Here is a 14,564-nt window from a genome sequence, read left to right as displayed (position 1 = left end):
ATCACTGGTTGTTTTTTTACAATTAAATAAGGCAAACTTTAATTAAGCTTTATCATCTATATATTTTACAATCTTCTCGCAAAGCTCATGTGTAATTAATGAATCATAGATAGAAGGTATAGGCTCTGTATTATTTTTAACGCATTCGATGAAATGATCTACAATTTGATAAAATCCTCGTTTAAATAAAGATGGCTCCCAATCCCCAAATTTAGATACTTTTATATCTTTATTATGGAAATGTGTTGTTTCAGTCAAATTATCAATTACATATTTGTCCCTACTTGTCATGTATTCAATAATCTCTTCAGTGACCCCACCATTTCTATTCATAATCCCAATAGCGGTGACACCATCACCTATAAGCTCTATTACTAGATTATCAAGTAGTTCACCATTTCTTAGATACTGAACCTTTAAATCTCTAACTTCAGTTCCCATCAAAAATCTTAAGGTATCTACAACATGAACAAAATCCTCTACAATAAATCTTCTTACTTTATCAGGTAATGCAAATCTGTTTTTTTGCATAATAACAATTGTAGGTTTTCCTTTTTCTTTCAACTCCTTAACAATTGGTATAAACCTACGATTGAAACCAACCATTGCTATTTTGCCGCTTTCCTTTGCGAGTTTTACTATACTTCTGGTTTCCTCATAATTCATAGAAATAGGTTTATCAATATATACATTTATACCATGTTTTATAAGCTTTTCAGCTACTTCAAAATGAGCCTCTGTAGCAGTACTAATAAAAGCCGCATCAATACCACTTCTAATAAGTTCTTCAACTGTATTATATTTTTCTTTAATCCTATATTTTTCTGCTAAACTATTTAATGTTACAGAATTTCTCGTACATAAAACTAAATCTATATCTTCTTTTTCTGAAAGAACAGGTAAATATGCTTTCTTTGCAATGTCCCCTAATCCAATAATCCCAATCTTCATTTTATCACCTCATGATCCACATTGTCTGTTATCGTTATATAAATAAAATGCACTTTTACAATAAGTATATATTACTTAATATTCTAATACCATTTTATTTATCTATATTTAAATCAAAAATCACATGATATGTCTCTATCTCTTGTTATATTAAAGTATGTTCAATGTACTCTTATTTCCTTAAATCAGCATCTCCTGATTTTTTATTTGATTCAGATTTTAGATAATCATCTATAGCAGAAGCAGGTGATTTTATAAACTCAGTATAGTGTTTCGTTGTTTCATTTATAACTTTTTTTCTTTCAGCTATAGATTTTTCAATTTCACTTCTTTGCTCATCTAACCCCTTTAATCTTAAATTGTGATATTTCGTAAGATCTTCTAATTCTTCGTTATATTCTACCACTTGTCCAGCATTTAATTCCATTAGTTTTAATTTATAACTTTCATATTTCAATTTCTGCATTTGTTTGTTATACTCTTTTACTAATTCATGCCTTAATTTTTCAAGTGAATTTAGGCGTTTTTCATCAGCATTACTTTGTTCTTTTAACTTTTTAATATTGTCCTCATAACCAAATTTAATATTTTTATATGCATCAACTCTATTTGTTAATTCTAGGTCTTGTTTTATAGCAGTTTTATATAGATCCATAATTTTAGCGGATGCACCTTCAACTTGTAGAATATCTACAGATTTTTTTACAGCCTCAGTATCTTTTACCCCTCCATTAGCATATATATAATCTATTGCTTTATTAACAGCATTAAAATCATTATAAGACATTTCATCTACTCTATCAGTAGTGGCAAACTTACTATTAATAAATGCTTCAAACTCTTCATTACTGCTATCTAAGTTGTTTGCATAAAATATTTTTGCAGAACTGATAATATTCTTAATATTACTTATTGTTCGATCTTTATCTATCAATTTATCAGCTATAATCCCCATATCAGTTTTCTGTTTATAATAAAATTCTTTCGCACTACTAGACATATTAAAGAATGCATCTAATTTTTTTCCATACTCTATTCCTTTATTCTCAGTGAAATTATCATAAGATTTATTTAATATATTTGTAAGCCTATCTTTAGTGTAGTCATCTAAGCTTGAATTTGTTATATTTTTCAAAATACTTCCATATTGTTCTGAATAATCCTTAATGGAATAATCTTTTTGTTTATTTATTAAGTCCATATTGAATATAGGTGTAGAAATATCATTTACACCATTTAAATAATCATCGTTAATACCATTTGGTAATATTCCAAATGACTGTTGAACATTTTCCAATATATTTTTAACTTGATCATTTGAGTAGTCTATACTAAAATCTATAGAATCCTTTTTCTCATCTATTGGCATAACAGATAATTCATTATTATTTTTTTTATTTACATCATAATTATTAAAAATAAAATTATTTACAGCAACATTATTTATTTCCATATAAATCCCCCATATTTTAATTAAATTTGTAATTTACCCATATATATACTTTTCGTAAATCTAGACCAAAACTTTATATTTTAGAGGGAATTAATGGCAAATAATTATGTCCTAGCTATAATATTTATTGATCATTATTTTATGACTATTAGGTATATCTTCTGGAAGATTTTCATAACTAAAAAAACTTAAATCTTTTGTTTCATTGTTATCAATTGTTAGCTTACCACTAAAGCTTTTACTAACATAACCAACAGAAATAAAATATGCTTTATCTCCATTTGGAAATTCAATATAGCATTTTCCGCCTGAAGTAGTTCCAAGTAGCTCTAGTTCATTAATGTCCAGACCAGTCTCTTCTTTTGCTTCTCTAATCGCTGTTTCTTCGAGAGATTCACCAAGTTCAGTAATTCCACCTATAAGTCCCCATTTAAAAGGATATGTACCTCTCTTTTGAAGCAACACCTCATTTTTATCATTTATAATCAAAACATTTACACCTGTAAGATTGATTTCATCATGTTTTACTTTTTCACGTATGTATTTTACATAGTCCATATTTTTTTTGAATCCTTTCACTATATTATAATTTAATATGTTCATATTTTATTGTCATATTACTTTTCTTATATCCGTATAAAATTAGGTAATCATCATCTAATAAAATATTCTTTTGTCACTTATTAGATGTTTCAACATTATACACTAAGTATATTATAAACCATTTTAGTTATCTTCATTTTATTGAATTTTTACTCACCAATCAGTGAAACGTATCTACGTTAATAAAGTATTATATAATAAATAAAAAAAGGTAACTTCCATAAATCAGGAATTTACCTTCAGTATTATTTAGTATTATATCTATGTACAGCCTTTTTTCTTAGCTTAACTCCAAGTGTTTCTTTTACAAATCTATCAATTATTTCTTCCTTAGTAGCTTTTCCTTCTATAATATTAATATTATATCTCTTACATAGTTTAACTAAATCAGCTTTATTCACATCACTAGTTTTTATATACTCTATTGCACTTTTAACACTAGTCATAACCATTATACGCTTATATATTTCATCATTTGTCATAACTTTTTTTAATGATTAACTGCGTATTATCATGCAGTTTCATTAAATCCTCACTTTCTAAAAATATATATTATTTTATAAATACACTCCTTATAAAATCCTTAGCTTACTTTATATGTATGTACCACTTCATAATTAAATTTATATTTTCAAATTCTCCTCTCAGAAGCCTGAGGAATCTTGAAAACAAACTTGGGATTTTAGTATTTTATCTTTATTAACTTATATTTGTTATAAAATATATTAATCTAAAAATCGTCAGGAATGCATAAATCACTAATTGAATTACTAATCAGATCAATTGCGATAGATTAGTTGTTTTTGATTTTCACCATATCTTATCATATACGTTATTAATCTGCAATGATAACTTACTTTTTCAATTTTCTATTTGCGCAAATTTCAGTAATTTTATAATTTATTATTATGCGATATTTTTAATAATATGATAGAAATTAAAGAATGAGATTTTTAACCACTTGATTCCAATACAGTACTTTAACATCACACTATTTAAAAATAAATATCCTATAGAGTAGCTTTTATTTAAAGTCTACTTATAGGATACTATTTATATATTATAATGTAAGAATTATCTTATTGTTTTCGGTAATCAAATTAAATCGTGATTAATTGTTCTATCTCTTCTGCTATGTTAAGAGCATTAGGACTTGGTAAATTCATATTAATAGTTTCTCTTAATACATCTTCAATTGTCTCTACAAGAATGAACTTTAATTCATTTCTTACATCAACTGGAATGTCCTGAATATCTTTTTCATTTCCTTTTGGAAGAATTACTCTCTTTATACCTGCACGATGTGCTGCAAGCACTTTTTCCTTAATTCCACCAACTGGAAGCACAGCACCTCTTAATGATATTTCTCCAGTCATAGCAAGCTTTGGATCTACCTCACAACCAGTTATTAAAGAAGCTATAGTTGTGAATAATGCAACTCCCGCTGATGGACCGTCTTTCGGAGTAGCTCCTGCCGGTACATGTATGTGTAAATCATTTTTATTAAACTCAAAATTCTTTAAGCTTAAAGCGAGTCTTGAACGTATAAGACTTTGCGAAATCTTTGCAGATTCCTTCATCACATCCCCAAGCTGACCAGTAAGAATAAGTTGTCCATTTCCAGGCATATATACCCCTTCAATAAATAATATATCCCCACCAACTGGTGTCCAAGCAAGACCGGTTACAACACCTGGTGCATTTTTTTCGTTTGCTCTATCATACTGAATTGCATTATGTCCTAAAATATCTGTAACCATGTCTGCCTTAATTATATAAGGTAAATCTATAGCTCCATTAACTACTTTTTCTGCAGAAACTCTCGCAACTTTAGCTAATTGTCTCTTTAATCCTCTGACACCGGCTTCTCTTGTATACTTCTCAATAATAACCTTTATTGCATCATCTTCAATAACTAGTTGCTCACCGCTTAGTCCATGATCTTCAAGTACTGATTTAACTAAATGCTCTTTTGCTATATAAAACTTTTCATGACTTGTGTAACTGCTTATATCAATGATTTCCATTCTATCTCTTAACGGTCCTGGTATATCTCTTAATGAGTTTGCTGTTGCTATAAAGAAAACTTCTGACAAGTCATATGGTACTTCTAGATAATGGTCAGAAAAACTATTGTTTTGTTCTAGATCTAAAACTTCTAGTAGTGCACTAGATGGATCTCCGTTTGCTGATACACTTAACTTATCAATTTCATCTAGTATGAAAACTGGATTCTTTTCTCCTGCTTTCTTCATTCCTTGAATTATTCTACCTGGTAGTGCTCCAACATAAGTTCTTCTATGCCCTCTGACCTCAGATTCATCTCTAACTCCACCAAGGCTAGCTCTTACATATTTACGATTTAAAGCTTCTGCTATACTTTTACCTAAACTTGTTTTACCTGTACCTGGAGGCCCTACAAGAAGTAAAATCGAACCTTGCTTATTTTGTTTCAGCTTCATTATTGTAAGGTGCTGTATTATTCTATCTTTAACCTTATCAAGTCCATAATGTTTGCTATTCAATAAATCTCTTGCAGCAGCTATATCAATATCTCTTACTTCACTTTTTCCCCAAGGTAAACTTGTAAGCAAATCTAGATAATTTCTAATAACATTTCCTTCGGTGCTGTTTTGGCTTTGCCTCTCTAATTTATCGAGTTCATTAAGTGCAACTTCTTTAACATCTTCAGGCATATTCGCTGTTTCAATTAATTCTTTATAGTCTTTTTTTCTTTTAGTGTTACTCTCATCTGCTTCGTTAAGTTCTTCTTGAATAGCCTTAAGCTGTTGTCTTAGCATCTGTTCTCTATAATTTTTATTAACTTTGCTATTGTATTTTTCTGATATCTCTACTTGAAACTTTATAGCTTCACGTTGTTCTATCAAAATATCTAAAAATCTTAAACTTTTCTCCCTTAGAGAGCGAATCTCCAAGAAAGCTTGTCTAGCTTCAAAATTTATATTCATAAAAGGGAATAAATAAGCTATTGTAGCCGTGATATCATCCAATTTTTTTATGTACTCAACATAAGTTTCTGAACCCTTAAAATGACCACTTATTTCACCTACTAAGGTCTTAATATTAGTTATAATCTCTTTTTGATTATTTTCAGCTAAGTCTATGACATCAGGTACATAGTTGAAAGTTACTCTAAAATCCTCCCCTTCTTTTATAAATTCATCTGCTGCTACTCTTTCTAGCACATCTATAACAAAATGATATCCATCCTGAAGTGGTTTTCTTTCCTGTAATTTTATTAATGTTCCAACAGTATAAAAATCGGTTTCTTCATATGCTTCTAGTTGTTTTCCACCTTTTATTGCTAAAACAATACCGTAGTTTTCTTCAGCCATAACTCTATTGTAAAAGCTATCACCTACTTCTTTACTTGTTTTTACTGTAATACTCTTACCAGGTAAAAGCACTGTATTTGGTATAATTATTAAAGGCAATTCCTTTTTTATGTTTAAATTGTTCATTTTTATTCATCTCCATTATTTTGACTATAACAGTCATTAATTTGTTCTTTCATCCAAATACTTTTATATCTATTCCGTTGTACATATATAGTTCTATATCTATAGAACTATATCCTAAAAAATATATAGCTTACAACTTAGCTTTTATGCTAGTCATCCCAATCTAGTGAAACAAAACTCCTTAATACATCTCTGTTTAGACTGTAATAATGATATATACCATCCTTACGTAGTTCAATTAATCCGCAATCAGCTAGCTGCTTCATATGATGTGATAATGTAGATTTTGCGCATATGCAAGCCTTGTCTTCAATTTCATTACAATTCAATTCATCAATCCTATATAAAATTTTAATAATTCTTATTCTCGTTGGCTCTCCTAAAGCTTTATAAACTTTAACAGCCTGTCCAATTGTGTTATCATCAAGTTTCATGCAGATTTTCTCCTGATCTTTTATATTTCGATATTCATCGAATTATTGCTATTATACTATCATAAGGTTATTTTATTGTCAACATAATTAACTTTCAAACTTTATTCATCACTTGCCATTGGCGATTTACATAATTAATATACTAAGATTTCAAAAAGAAAATCATAAAAGTTTTATACAAAAAAATCGCCACATATATGGCAATTTTTAAATTAGATTTCAGATTGAGTGTTTAATCTTTAATAACACTTTTCCATAACAAAAAATTCTATTTCTTCATTATATATTTCCCAAGTAAAATCGTCTATTTTATAAAATCCAAGTTTTTCATAAACCTTAATGGCTCGTTTGTTAAACTTAGCAACATAAAGTGAAATTCTATCATATCTATATTTCTTCTTTCCAAAATCTAAAATTGCTTTAACAAATTCATACCCATTTCCTTGTCCTGTAAAACTTGGTTCCATTTGCAATCCAAGAATTATTTCTCCATCCTCATTATCAAAACTACAGTGGCCAACAAGTTTATTGTTTTCATCAAAAATTGTGAAAGCATCTTCTTCAGTATGAATATTTAATGCCCATTCTTGCTTTTCTTCAGTTTTATCATTGCTATAGAAAGAGTACTCATCCTCATATTTCCAAGTTGCTATTTGTGATGAATCTTCTTCTTTTGGTATTCTAAAATCAAACTTCATATTATCCTCACATTGCTACTTATTTTGTTTAAATCTATAACCGGTTCCCCATAAGGTTTCAATAAATTCAGGATTGGATGGATCTTTTTCAATCTTTTTTCTTATCTTCTGTATATGTACAGGTACTGTAGCTGTATCTCCAAAAAACTCATCTCCCCATATTTTATCAAAGATATGTTCTTTAGTAAAAACTACATTCGGGTTAGATGCAAGTAATAGCAATATTGAATATTCTTTTGATGTAAGTTGTATCTCCTTGCTATATACAGAAACTCTATGAGATGACATATTTATTTCAAGACCACCTCTAATTATAAGCTCTTTGGCTTCCATATTTCCTTTTAACCTATTGTATCTATTTATATGAGACTTAATTCTAGCTGTCAACTCTGCTGGACTAAATGGTTTAGTCATATAATCGTCTGCTCCAAAATCTAAAACTCTTATCTTATCAATATCTTCAGTTCTAGCCGACACTACTATGATTGGAATTTCTAGACTCTTTCTTATCTCTTTTGTTATCTCATACCCACTCTTACCAGGAAGCATCAAATCAACTATAACAACTTCATAATGCCCTGTTAAAGCCATCTTTAAGCCTTCTGTCCCATCTTGAACAATTTCAGCATTATATCCATTTAGTTGTAAAAAATCTCTTTCCATCTCAGCTATATTTAGGTCATCCTCTATAATTAAAATTTTCATAATATTATTCTCCCTTCAGATGTTCTTTCGCAGGAATCACTATTGTAAAACAGGTTCCTTCACCTTCTCTACTTCTAACTTTAATTTTTCCGCCATGTGCTTCAACCAATTCTTTAGATATTGCAAGTCCTAGCCCAGTACTCATTAAGTTTTTTGTTCTTGCATAATCAATTCTATAAAATCTATCAAAAATATACGGTAATTTATCTGCCGGTATACCCGATCCATTATCAACAATATCAATTTGTATAAAATTATTCTTTTCATACAACTTTACATTTATTTTTAGATTCTTTTCATCCCCATATTTAATTGCATTTCCAATTATATTTCTAAAGACTTGATGAATTCTTTTTAAGTCTATGTTAAAATCTAGCTTCCTAGATAACTTATCTTCATACTCAAAGGCTATGGACCTATCTTCAAGTTCAAAATTAAACTCTTCCATCAAATCAGCCATGAAATCTTTAATACTTATATTTTGAAAATCAAACTCTAGTTTTTGCATATCTAATTTTGAAAATAAAAATAAATCATCGATAAGTTTGTTCATATATGCTGCATTATTATATATAATCTGGTGATACTTATTTACTGTTTCTACTGGAATATCATTTCTATCAGCCATGGTTTCAATATAACCTTGTATTGATGTAATTGGAGTTTTTAAATCATGTGAAATATTTGCAATAAGAGATTTCCTATTCTCTTCATATTGTTGTTTTAGCACTTCACCTTCTTTAAGTCTATTCACCATTTCGTTAAAGGATTTTACTAAAACTCCTATTTCGTTTTCAATCTCACAATCAACCTTTATATCATAATTGCCTTTAGCAACTTCTTCTACTCCGACTTTAAGCTGATTTATTGGTTTAAATATTCTTTTTTCCAAGTTAGCAAGAAAGAAAAATTCAACTAATCCTCCAATACTAACTAGTAATGCAAATATGATACTTAATGTCTTGATTCCTAAAAATCGAAATATTAGAAACCATATGATTAAGTTAAAAACTACTATAAACGGCCTTGTGTATTTTATATGATTTCTATATCTTTGAAATTCGTTACTATGTCTATAAAAACCATTTATATCATGTATCTTTTTTTGGTATTCCATATGTAGCTGATGCTGCTTCTCATGCATTTCTTTGTGTTCTCTAATCCGTTTACTTATTGTATAAATTGTGTTGCTAGCCCATTTATTATTTTTCATAATACTCACCTGCTATTTTTATTTTATAAAATCATTGTAAAAGTTATTATTAAAAATACTTTAAACTAATTATAAAGATTTTATAAAGTTATTTTAAGCATAAAACTAATTTAGATCTCTTGCTTCATTATTAGTAGAATATATTTTACACCTATCTATTCATTAAGATTATACTTGCAAAGCTTTAATAATAATAGTTTTTTATTCTATAGAAAATCATATTAATTCTTTGCGAAGGCCCATTAAAGCATCGGATGGCTAACCACTTAATTTAAAAACGAAGCTTTAAAAGTCCCATATTTTAAGAAGATTTTAAAATTCTTTATAAAATCTTTAAAAATGCTTTAGTATAAGTTTAAAATTAAGATTTACTATATCCTCATGAACAAAATTTAATCAGGAGGATATAAATTATGAATAACATAATAGAAGTAAAAAATTTCACGAAAAAATATGGCGATTTTAAAGCAGTAGATGATATCTCTTTCGAGGTAGCAGAAGGATCAATATTTGCTTTTCTTGGACCAAACGGCGCTGGAAAAAGTACAACCATAAATACACTTTGTACAATAGTTGATAAGACTGAAGGAGTTTTAAAAATAAACGGTTATGAAGTTTCTGATAATAAGAGCAAAGTAAGAAATAGTATCGGTATTGTATTTCAAGATAGTACTTTGGATGGAAAACTCACTGTTGAGGAAAACTTAAAGTTTCATTGTGAGTTTTATAATGTGCCAAAAAAAGATATAAAAAACAGGATCGATTTTGTTCTAGATTTGGTTGATCTGGTGGAATGGAGAAAAGCTCCAGTGCAAAGCCTCTCAGGCGGTATGAAGCGAAGAGTAGAAATAGCTAGAGGTCTTGTTCACTATCCTAAGGTATTATTTTTAGATGAGCCTACAACTGGACTTGATCCTCAAACAAGAGCTAATATATGGGAATATATTTATAAACTTCAAAAACAAAAAAATATAACTATATTTTTGACAACTCACTATATGGATGAAGCAGAAATCTGTGATAAAGTTGCGATAATGGACCATGGTAAAATAGTAGCCTTTGATACTCCGTATAATCTAAAAAAAGAATATACTTCTAACATAACTAAAATTAAGACTTCAAAAATTGCAGAACTTATTGAGCATCTTAAGAACAATTCGATAGATTATGATTTTGATAATGATGTATTTACCATCCACTCTAACAAATTAGAAACTATATTAGAAATGACTGCAAGGTTTAAAAATGAAATTATAGATTTTGAAACAAAAAAAGGAACATTAAATGATGTATTCTTAACTATAACTGGGAAGGAGATTAGACTATAATGCGTGGAATGATTGCTATAATTCAAAGAAACCTAACTAACTTTACCAGAGATAAAATAAGATTATTCGCTTCAATTTTCATGTCTGGATTTTTCTTGTTTATCTTTTCATTCGTAATGAAATCATCAACTACAGGAATTGAACAACCTCTAAACTACCTTATTTCTGGAATAATAATAATGACTGTTTTTCAATCAGCTTTAAGTAATTCTACTAATATAATTGAAGATATATCTATGGGCTTTATGAAAGAGATTATTGTCTCACCTGTTGCAAGATGGCAGATTTCAATTGGACAAGTACTCTCTTCTGCAATAATAGCAGTGCTTCAAGGAGTACTTGTAATTATCTTCGCCCTATTTATGGGACTAAAAATTGATGTACTGCAATTTTTAGAAATGACAGGGGTTATGATTGCGGTTGGTGTAACCTTCGGTTCCATAGGACTTTACTTAGCTTCAATTGCAAAAAATTCTGCTGCATTCCAAGTTATAATTACTTTGTTTACAATGCCTCTGACTTTTTTATCAGGTGCATATATCCCAACTACTGTTATGCCTAAGCTTTTACGTCCTCTTGTATACTTAAATCCACTTACTTATACAACATCAATATTTAGATATATAAGCTTAAAAATGGATAACTTCTCAACCGATGCTTTAATTAAATCAGGTGTTGCCTTTGATGTGAATGGATTTATCATCAGACCTTACTTTGGTCTATTTATTATATTAGGTATGGGATTAATTTTCTTTATACTTTGCGTAATACAATTTAATAAAGCTGACTTCTCAAAAGTTAAAGTTTTTAATCCACACCAATAAAAAGAAGCGAATTTGTTCGCTTCTTTTCTAATAATCTATTTTAATAAAATCACTTAATGTAGCTATTTTTCCTAATTTATCAATAGCTTTTCCTAAATTTTCATCAACACTCCTAAGATATTGTATTTCTCTTTCTCCATACTCAAAATTTTTAGTCTTTACACTTTGCATATTCACTCTCCAAGTCTAGAAGTCTTCTCTTTACATCAATTCCTCCTGCATATCCAACTAAACTACCGTTAGACCCAATCACTCTATGACAAGGTATGATTATCATTATAGGATTTTTATTATTAGCCATTCCAATAGCTCTCGCTGCTTTTTCATTTTTTATTATTTTAGCAATATCACCATAACTTTTTGTTTTTCCATAAGGAATTTCGCTCAAGGCTTTCCAAACTTGTTTTTGAAAATCTGTTCCTTTAGGCGCTAATGGCAAATCAAAACTAAAAATCTTTCCATTGAAATAATCTTGCAATTGAGCTACTGCTCTTTTAAACAACGGACTTTGTACATCTTCTTTAATTACTTCTCTATTTTCCTTAGCAAAACATATTTTTGTAATTGCTACCCCATTATCTTCTATTACTAAATCTCCAATTTTACTATTAAAATAACAACTATTCATCATTTTGAACCTCCTTTTAATATATCATTGCGGCATTACGAAATTATTTGTTATAGATATAAACAACTGAGCAATTTTCATATGTATCTATTTTAATATTTATCTGATAAAAAGTCTTCCGAAATTTCACTAAGTAATTTTATACAGAAATTTAGGGCTATGTTTAAGAATATTGTTTAAATAGCAACGGATTCATAACCACTTTATTTAACTTCGATAAAATTCAAAAAGTGAGATAAGTTTTGTTATCTCACTTTAAAAATTTCTCAATTGCATTATTTAGTTTTACTAAGGCTTCCTCATCATCATTTTTAGCGGCATCAATTATGCAATGATTTATGTGATCCTGCAAAATTATTTTACCAACATTGTTCAATGCAGACTTAACAGCAGCAATCTGGATTAATATTTCACTGCAATCTTTTTCTTCAACACACATTCTTTTAATTGCTTCAGCATGACCAATTATCCTTGAAAGTCTATTTATTACTTGTTTTTGACTGGGATGATTGTGTTTATGATTTTCCATTGGCATTCTCCCTAAAACTTTAATAAGTATGAATTTATTAAGATATTAATCAATCTTTATATCTTTCCAGCTTCCTCTTAAAAATCTTAATAATAGTATTATACCTCTTATGGTTATATCAAGGGAATAGGACATCCAAATTCCTATTAAGTTTCGACACAGGAACCCTATAAATTAATGAATTTAACTCAATATACTTGATAATGAATAAATTCAATTAGTTATATGCTTTCAATACTAAAGTAGCATTATGACCACCAAATCCAAATGAATTACTCAAAGCGTATTTAAGATCAACATTTATTCCTTCATTTGCAACATAATTTAAATCACATTCTGGATCAGGTGTATTTAAGTTTATAGTTGGAGGAGCAAATCCTTCTTTTAATGCCTCTGCAGTTATAATTGCCTCTATTGCTCCAGTAGCACCAAGTAAATGCCCAGTCATTGATTTAGTTGAACTAACTAAAAGTTTATAAGAATACTCGCCAAAAACAGTTTTAATTGCAGAAGTTTCACACTTATCTCCTGCATTAGTAGAAGTTCCATGGGCATTTATGTATCCAACTTCTTGAGGAGTTATGCCTGCATCTTTAATAGCTCTTGCCATACATCTTGCAGCGCCTTCTCCACCTTCTGATGGTGAAGTTATATGATATGCATCATTAGTACACCCATACCCTACTATTTCTGCTATTATATTTGCGCCTCTATCTAATGCATGTTCAAGTTCTTCAAGTATTATGACACCTGCACCTTCTCCTAATACAAAACCATCTCTTTTAACATCAAAAGGTCTACTAGCAGAAGCTGGATCGTGGTTTGTTGTCATTGCTTTACTTGCGCAAAATCCTGCTAAAGTAAGCCCAGTTATTGGAGCTTCTGATCCTCCTGTTATCATAATATCTGCATCATCTCTTTGAATTGCTTTGAAAGCATCACCAATTGAATTTGTTGAGGTTGCACAAGCTGTTACAGTGCATTCATTAAAACCTTTTGCACCGTATTTTATCGCAACAAGTCCTGATGCCATATTAGGTATCATCATCGGAACTAAAAATGGACTTACTCTGCTTGGGCCCTTTTCTAAAAAAACATTATATTGAGCTAAGGTTGTTTCTATTCCACCGATTCCAGTACCAATAATTACGCCCATTCTTTCTTTTTCTACTTTATCTAAGTCAATTTTAGAATCTTCTATTGCCATTTTTGTTGCAGCAAGCGCAAACTGTGAAAATCTATCGGTTCTTTTTACTTCTTTTCTATCCATAAAATTATTTGGGTCAAAATCTTTTATCTCAGCGCCAACCTTTGTTGGCATTTCTGAAACATCTGCCCTTTCAATCATGCTTATTCCACTTTTCCCTGATTTAATTCCTTGCCAGAAATTATCAACCCCTATTCCTACTGAAGTAACCACTCCCATACCAGTAATAACAACTCTTCTACTCATAAAAAACCTCCTGAATTAACTTTCTTAATATTATTTTATATATTTATTTAATTTAATAATTAAAGATTGAATACTTCAATCCGAAATTTATTTTCAAAACTCCTCAGGATTTTTAGAGAGATTTTGAAGATATAAATTTAATTATGAAGTGTTTTCTAATATAGATGTAAAAAATAACAATACTGTGGTGAAAATTATCATTTACTTCCCTACATAAAATGTTAAACCTTTAATATATTTACTTTTAATATTTTAACGGATAT

The 14,564-nt window shown here is 29.2% G+C and carries 15 protein-coding genes; 2 read left to right on the top strand and 13 right to left on the bottom strand.

Annotation, left to right across the window (positions count from 1 at the left end):
- Window positions 1–42 precede the first annotated feature (42 nt).
- The 9 genes from OCU55_RS07275 to OCU55_RS07235 form a co-directional block, all read right to left on the bottom strand.
- Window positions 43–951, bottom strand: coding sequence for a Gfo/Idh/MocA family protein (locus OCU55_RS07275; RefSeq protein ID WP_261851663.1), 909 nt, complete (start codon window positions 949–951; stop codon window positions 43–45).
- Window positions 952–1,123: 172 nt separating this feature from the next.
- Entirely contained in the window at window positions 1,124–2,404 is a 1,281-nt protein-coding gene (locus OCU55_RS07270) for a hypothetical protein (protein WP_261851662.1), read from the bottom strand.
- Between the two features lie 111 nt (window positions 2,405–2,515).
- The gene (locus OCU55_RS07265) at window positions 2,516–2,962 is read right to left on the bottom strand and encodes an NUDIX hydrolase (RefSeq protein WP_261851661.1); all 447 of its coding nucleotides are present in this window, start codon (window positions 2,960–2,962) and stop codon (window positions 2,516–2,518) included.
- A 290-nt stretch (window positions 2,963–3,252) separates the two neighbouring features.
- On the bottom strand, window positions 3,253–3,453 hold the full coding sequence (locus tag OCU55_RS07260) for a hypothetical protein (protein WP_261851660.1): 201 nt from the start codon (window positions 3,451–3,453) through the stop codon (window positions 3,253–3,255).
- Between the two features lie 654 nt (window positions 3,454–4,107).
- Window positions 4,108–6,489: an endopeptidase La gene (gene lon / locus OCU55_RS07255; RefSeq protein WP_261851659.1), complete on the bottom strand. Its 2,382-nt coding sequence runs from the start codon at window positions 6,487–6,489 to the stop codon at window positions 4,108–4,110.
- Between the two features lie 149 nt (window positions 6,490–6,638).
- Complete coding sequence (locus tag OCU55_RS07250) at window positions 6,639–6,923, bottom strand: ArsR/SmtB family transcription factor (RefSeq protein ID WP_261851658.1); 285 nt, start codon at window positions 6,921–6,923, stop codon at window positions 6,639–6,641.
- A 239-nt stretch (window positions 6,924–7,162) separates the two neighbouring features.
- The gene (locus OCU55_RS07245) at window positions 7,163–7,621 is read right to left on the bottom strand and encodes a GNAT family N-acetyltransferase (protein ID WP_261851657.1); all 459 of its coding nucleotides are present in this window, start codon (window positions 7,619–7,621) and stop codon (window positions 7,163–7,165) included.
- A 15-nt stretch (window positions 7,622–7,636) separates the two neighbouring features.
- A complete protein-coding gene (locus OCU55_RS07240; protein WP_261852196.1) occupies window positions 7,637–8,329 on the bottom strand; it encodes a response regulator transcription factor in 693 nt (230 codons plus the stop codon).
- Window position 8,330: 1 nt separating this feature from the next.
- On the bottom strand, window positions 8,331–9,539 hold the full coding sequence (locus OCU55_RS07235) for a sensor histidine kinase (RefSeq protein WP_261851656.1): 1,209 nt from the start codon (window positions 9,537–9,539) through the stop codon (window positions 8,331–8,333).
- Window positions 9,540–9,952: 413 nt separating this feature from the next.
- Between OCU55_RS07235 and OCU55_RS07230 the strand changes: the two genes are divergently transcribed.
- Together OCU55_RS07230 and OCU55_RS07225 are read left to right on the top strand one after the other, a co-directional pair.
- Entirely contained in the window at window positions 9,953–10,867 is a 915-nt protein-coding gene (locus OCU55_RS07230) for an ABC transporter ATP-binding protein (protein ID WP_261851655.1), read from the top strand.
- Window positions 10,867–11,691, top strand: a complete 825-nt coding sequence (locus tag OCU55_RS07225) for an ABC transporter permease (protein WP_261851654.1) — start codon at window positions 10,867–10,869, stop codon at window positions 11,689–11,691. Before OCU55_RS07230 ends, OCU55_RS07225 begins: the two co-directional genes overlap by 1 nt.
- Before the next feature lie 27 nt (window positions 11,692–11,718).
- On the opposite strand, the gene OCU55_RS07220 is transcribed toward OCU55_RS07225, so the two are convergent.
- From OCU55_RS07220 to fabF, 4 genes are all read right to left on the bottom strand, one after another.
- Entirely contained in the window at window positions 11,719–11,862 is a 144-nt protein-coding gene (locus OCU55_RS07220) for a hypothetical protein (RefSeq protein ID WP_261851653.1), read from the bottom strand.
- On the bottom strand, window positions 11,843–12,319 hold the full coding sequence (locus tag OCU55_RS07215; RefSeq protein WP_261852195.1) for a methylated-DNA--[protein]-cysteine S-methyltransferase: 477 nt from the start codon (window positions 12,317–12,319) through the stop codon (window positions 11,843–11,845). The genes OCU55_RS07220 and OCU55_RS07215 overlap by 20 nt, the downstream gene beginning before the upstream one ends.
- Before the next feature lie 250 nt (window positions 12,320–12,569).
- Entirely contained in the window at window positions 12,570–12,848 is a 279-nt protein-coding gene (locus OCU55_RS07210) for a metal-sensing transcriptional repressor (RefSeq protein WP_261851652.1), read from the bottom strand.
- 217 nt (window positions 12,849–13,065) lie between these two features.
- On the bottom strand, window positions 13,066–14,301 hold the full coding sequence (fabF, locus tag OCU55_RS07205) for a beta-ketoacyl-ACP synthase II (RefSeq protein WP_261851651.1): 1,236 nt from the start codon (window positions 14,299–14,301) through the stop codon (window positions 13,066–13,068).
- Window positions 14,302–14,564 lie beyond the last annotated feature (263 nt).

This window comes from Clostridium folliculivorans (assembly GCF_024341905.1).
GTDB classification, from domain to species: Bacteria; Bacillota; Clostridia; order Clostridiales; family Clostridiaceae; genus Clostridium_AR; species Clostridium_AR folliculivorans.
This window is presented reverse-complemented; position numbering and strand designations above follow the sequence as displayed.

What these genes read in the sequence shown, in the direction of transcription:
- OCU55_RS07275 (WP_261851663.1), bottom strand. Translation starts at nt 951, where the DNA reads ATGAAGATTGGGATTATTGGATTAGGGGACATTGCAAAGAAAGCATAT.
- OCU55_RS07270 (WP_261851662.1), bottom strand. Translation starts at nt 2,404, where the DNA reads ATGGAAATAAATAATGTTGCTGTAAATAATTTTATTTTTAATAATTAT.
- OCU55_RS07265 (WP_261851661.1), bottom strand. Translation starts at nt 2,962, where the DNA reads ATGGACTATGTAAAATACATACGTGAAAAAGTAAAACATGATGAAATC.
- OCU55_RS07260 (WP_261851660.1), bottom strand. Translation starts at nt 3,453, where the DNA reads ATGACTAGTGTTAAAAGTGCAATAGAGTATATAAAAACTAGTGATGTG.
- lon (WP_261851659.1), bottom strand. Translation starts at nt 6,489, where the DNA reads ATGAACAATTTAAACATAAAAAAGGAATTGCCTTTAATAATTATACCA.
- OCU55_RS07250 (WP_261851658.1), bottom strand. Translation starts at nt 6,923, where the DNA reads ATGAAACTTGATGATAACACAATTGGACAGGCTGTTAAAGTTTATAAA.
- OCU55_RS07245 (WP_261851657.1), bottom strand. Translation starts at nt 7,621, where the DNA reads ATGAAGTTTGATTTTAGAATACCAAAAGAAGAAGATTCATCACAAATA.
- OCU55_RS07235 (WP_261851656.1), bottom strand. Translation starts at nt 9,539, where the DNA reads ATGAAAAATAATAAATGGGCTAGCAACACAATTTATACAATAAGTAAA.
- OCU55_RS07230 (WP_261851655.1), top strand. Translation starts at nt 9,953, where the DNA reads ATGAATAACATAATAGAAGTAAAAAATTTCACGAAAAAATATGGCGAT.
- OCU55_RS07225 (WP_261851654.1), top strand. Translation starts at nt 10,867, where the DNA reads ATGCGTGGAATGATTGCTATAATTCAAAGAAACCTAACTAACTTTACC.
- OCU55_RS07220 (WP_261851653.1), bottom strand. Translation starts at nt 11,862, where the DNA reads ATGCAAAGTGTAAAGACTAAAAATTTTGAGTATGGAGAAAGAGAAATA.
- OCU55_RS07215 (WP_261852195.1), bottom strand. Translation starts at nt 12,319, where the DNA reads ATGAATAGTTGTTATTTTAATAGTAAAATTGGAGATTTAGTAATAGAA.
- OCU55_RS07210 (WP_261851652.1), bottom strand. Translation starts at nt 12,848, where the DNA reads ATGGAAAATCATAAACACAATCATCCCAGTCAAAAACAAGTAATAAAT.
- fabF (WP_261851651.1), bottom strand. Translation starts at nt 14,301, where the DNA reads ATGAGTAGAAGAGTTGTTATTACTGGTATGGGAGTGGTTACTTCAGTA.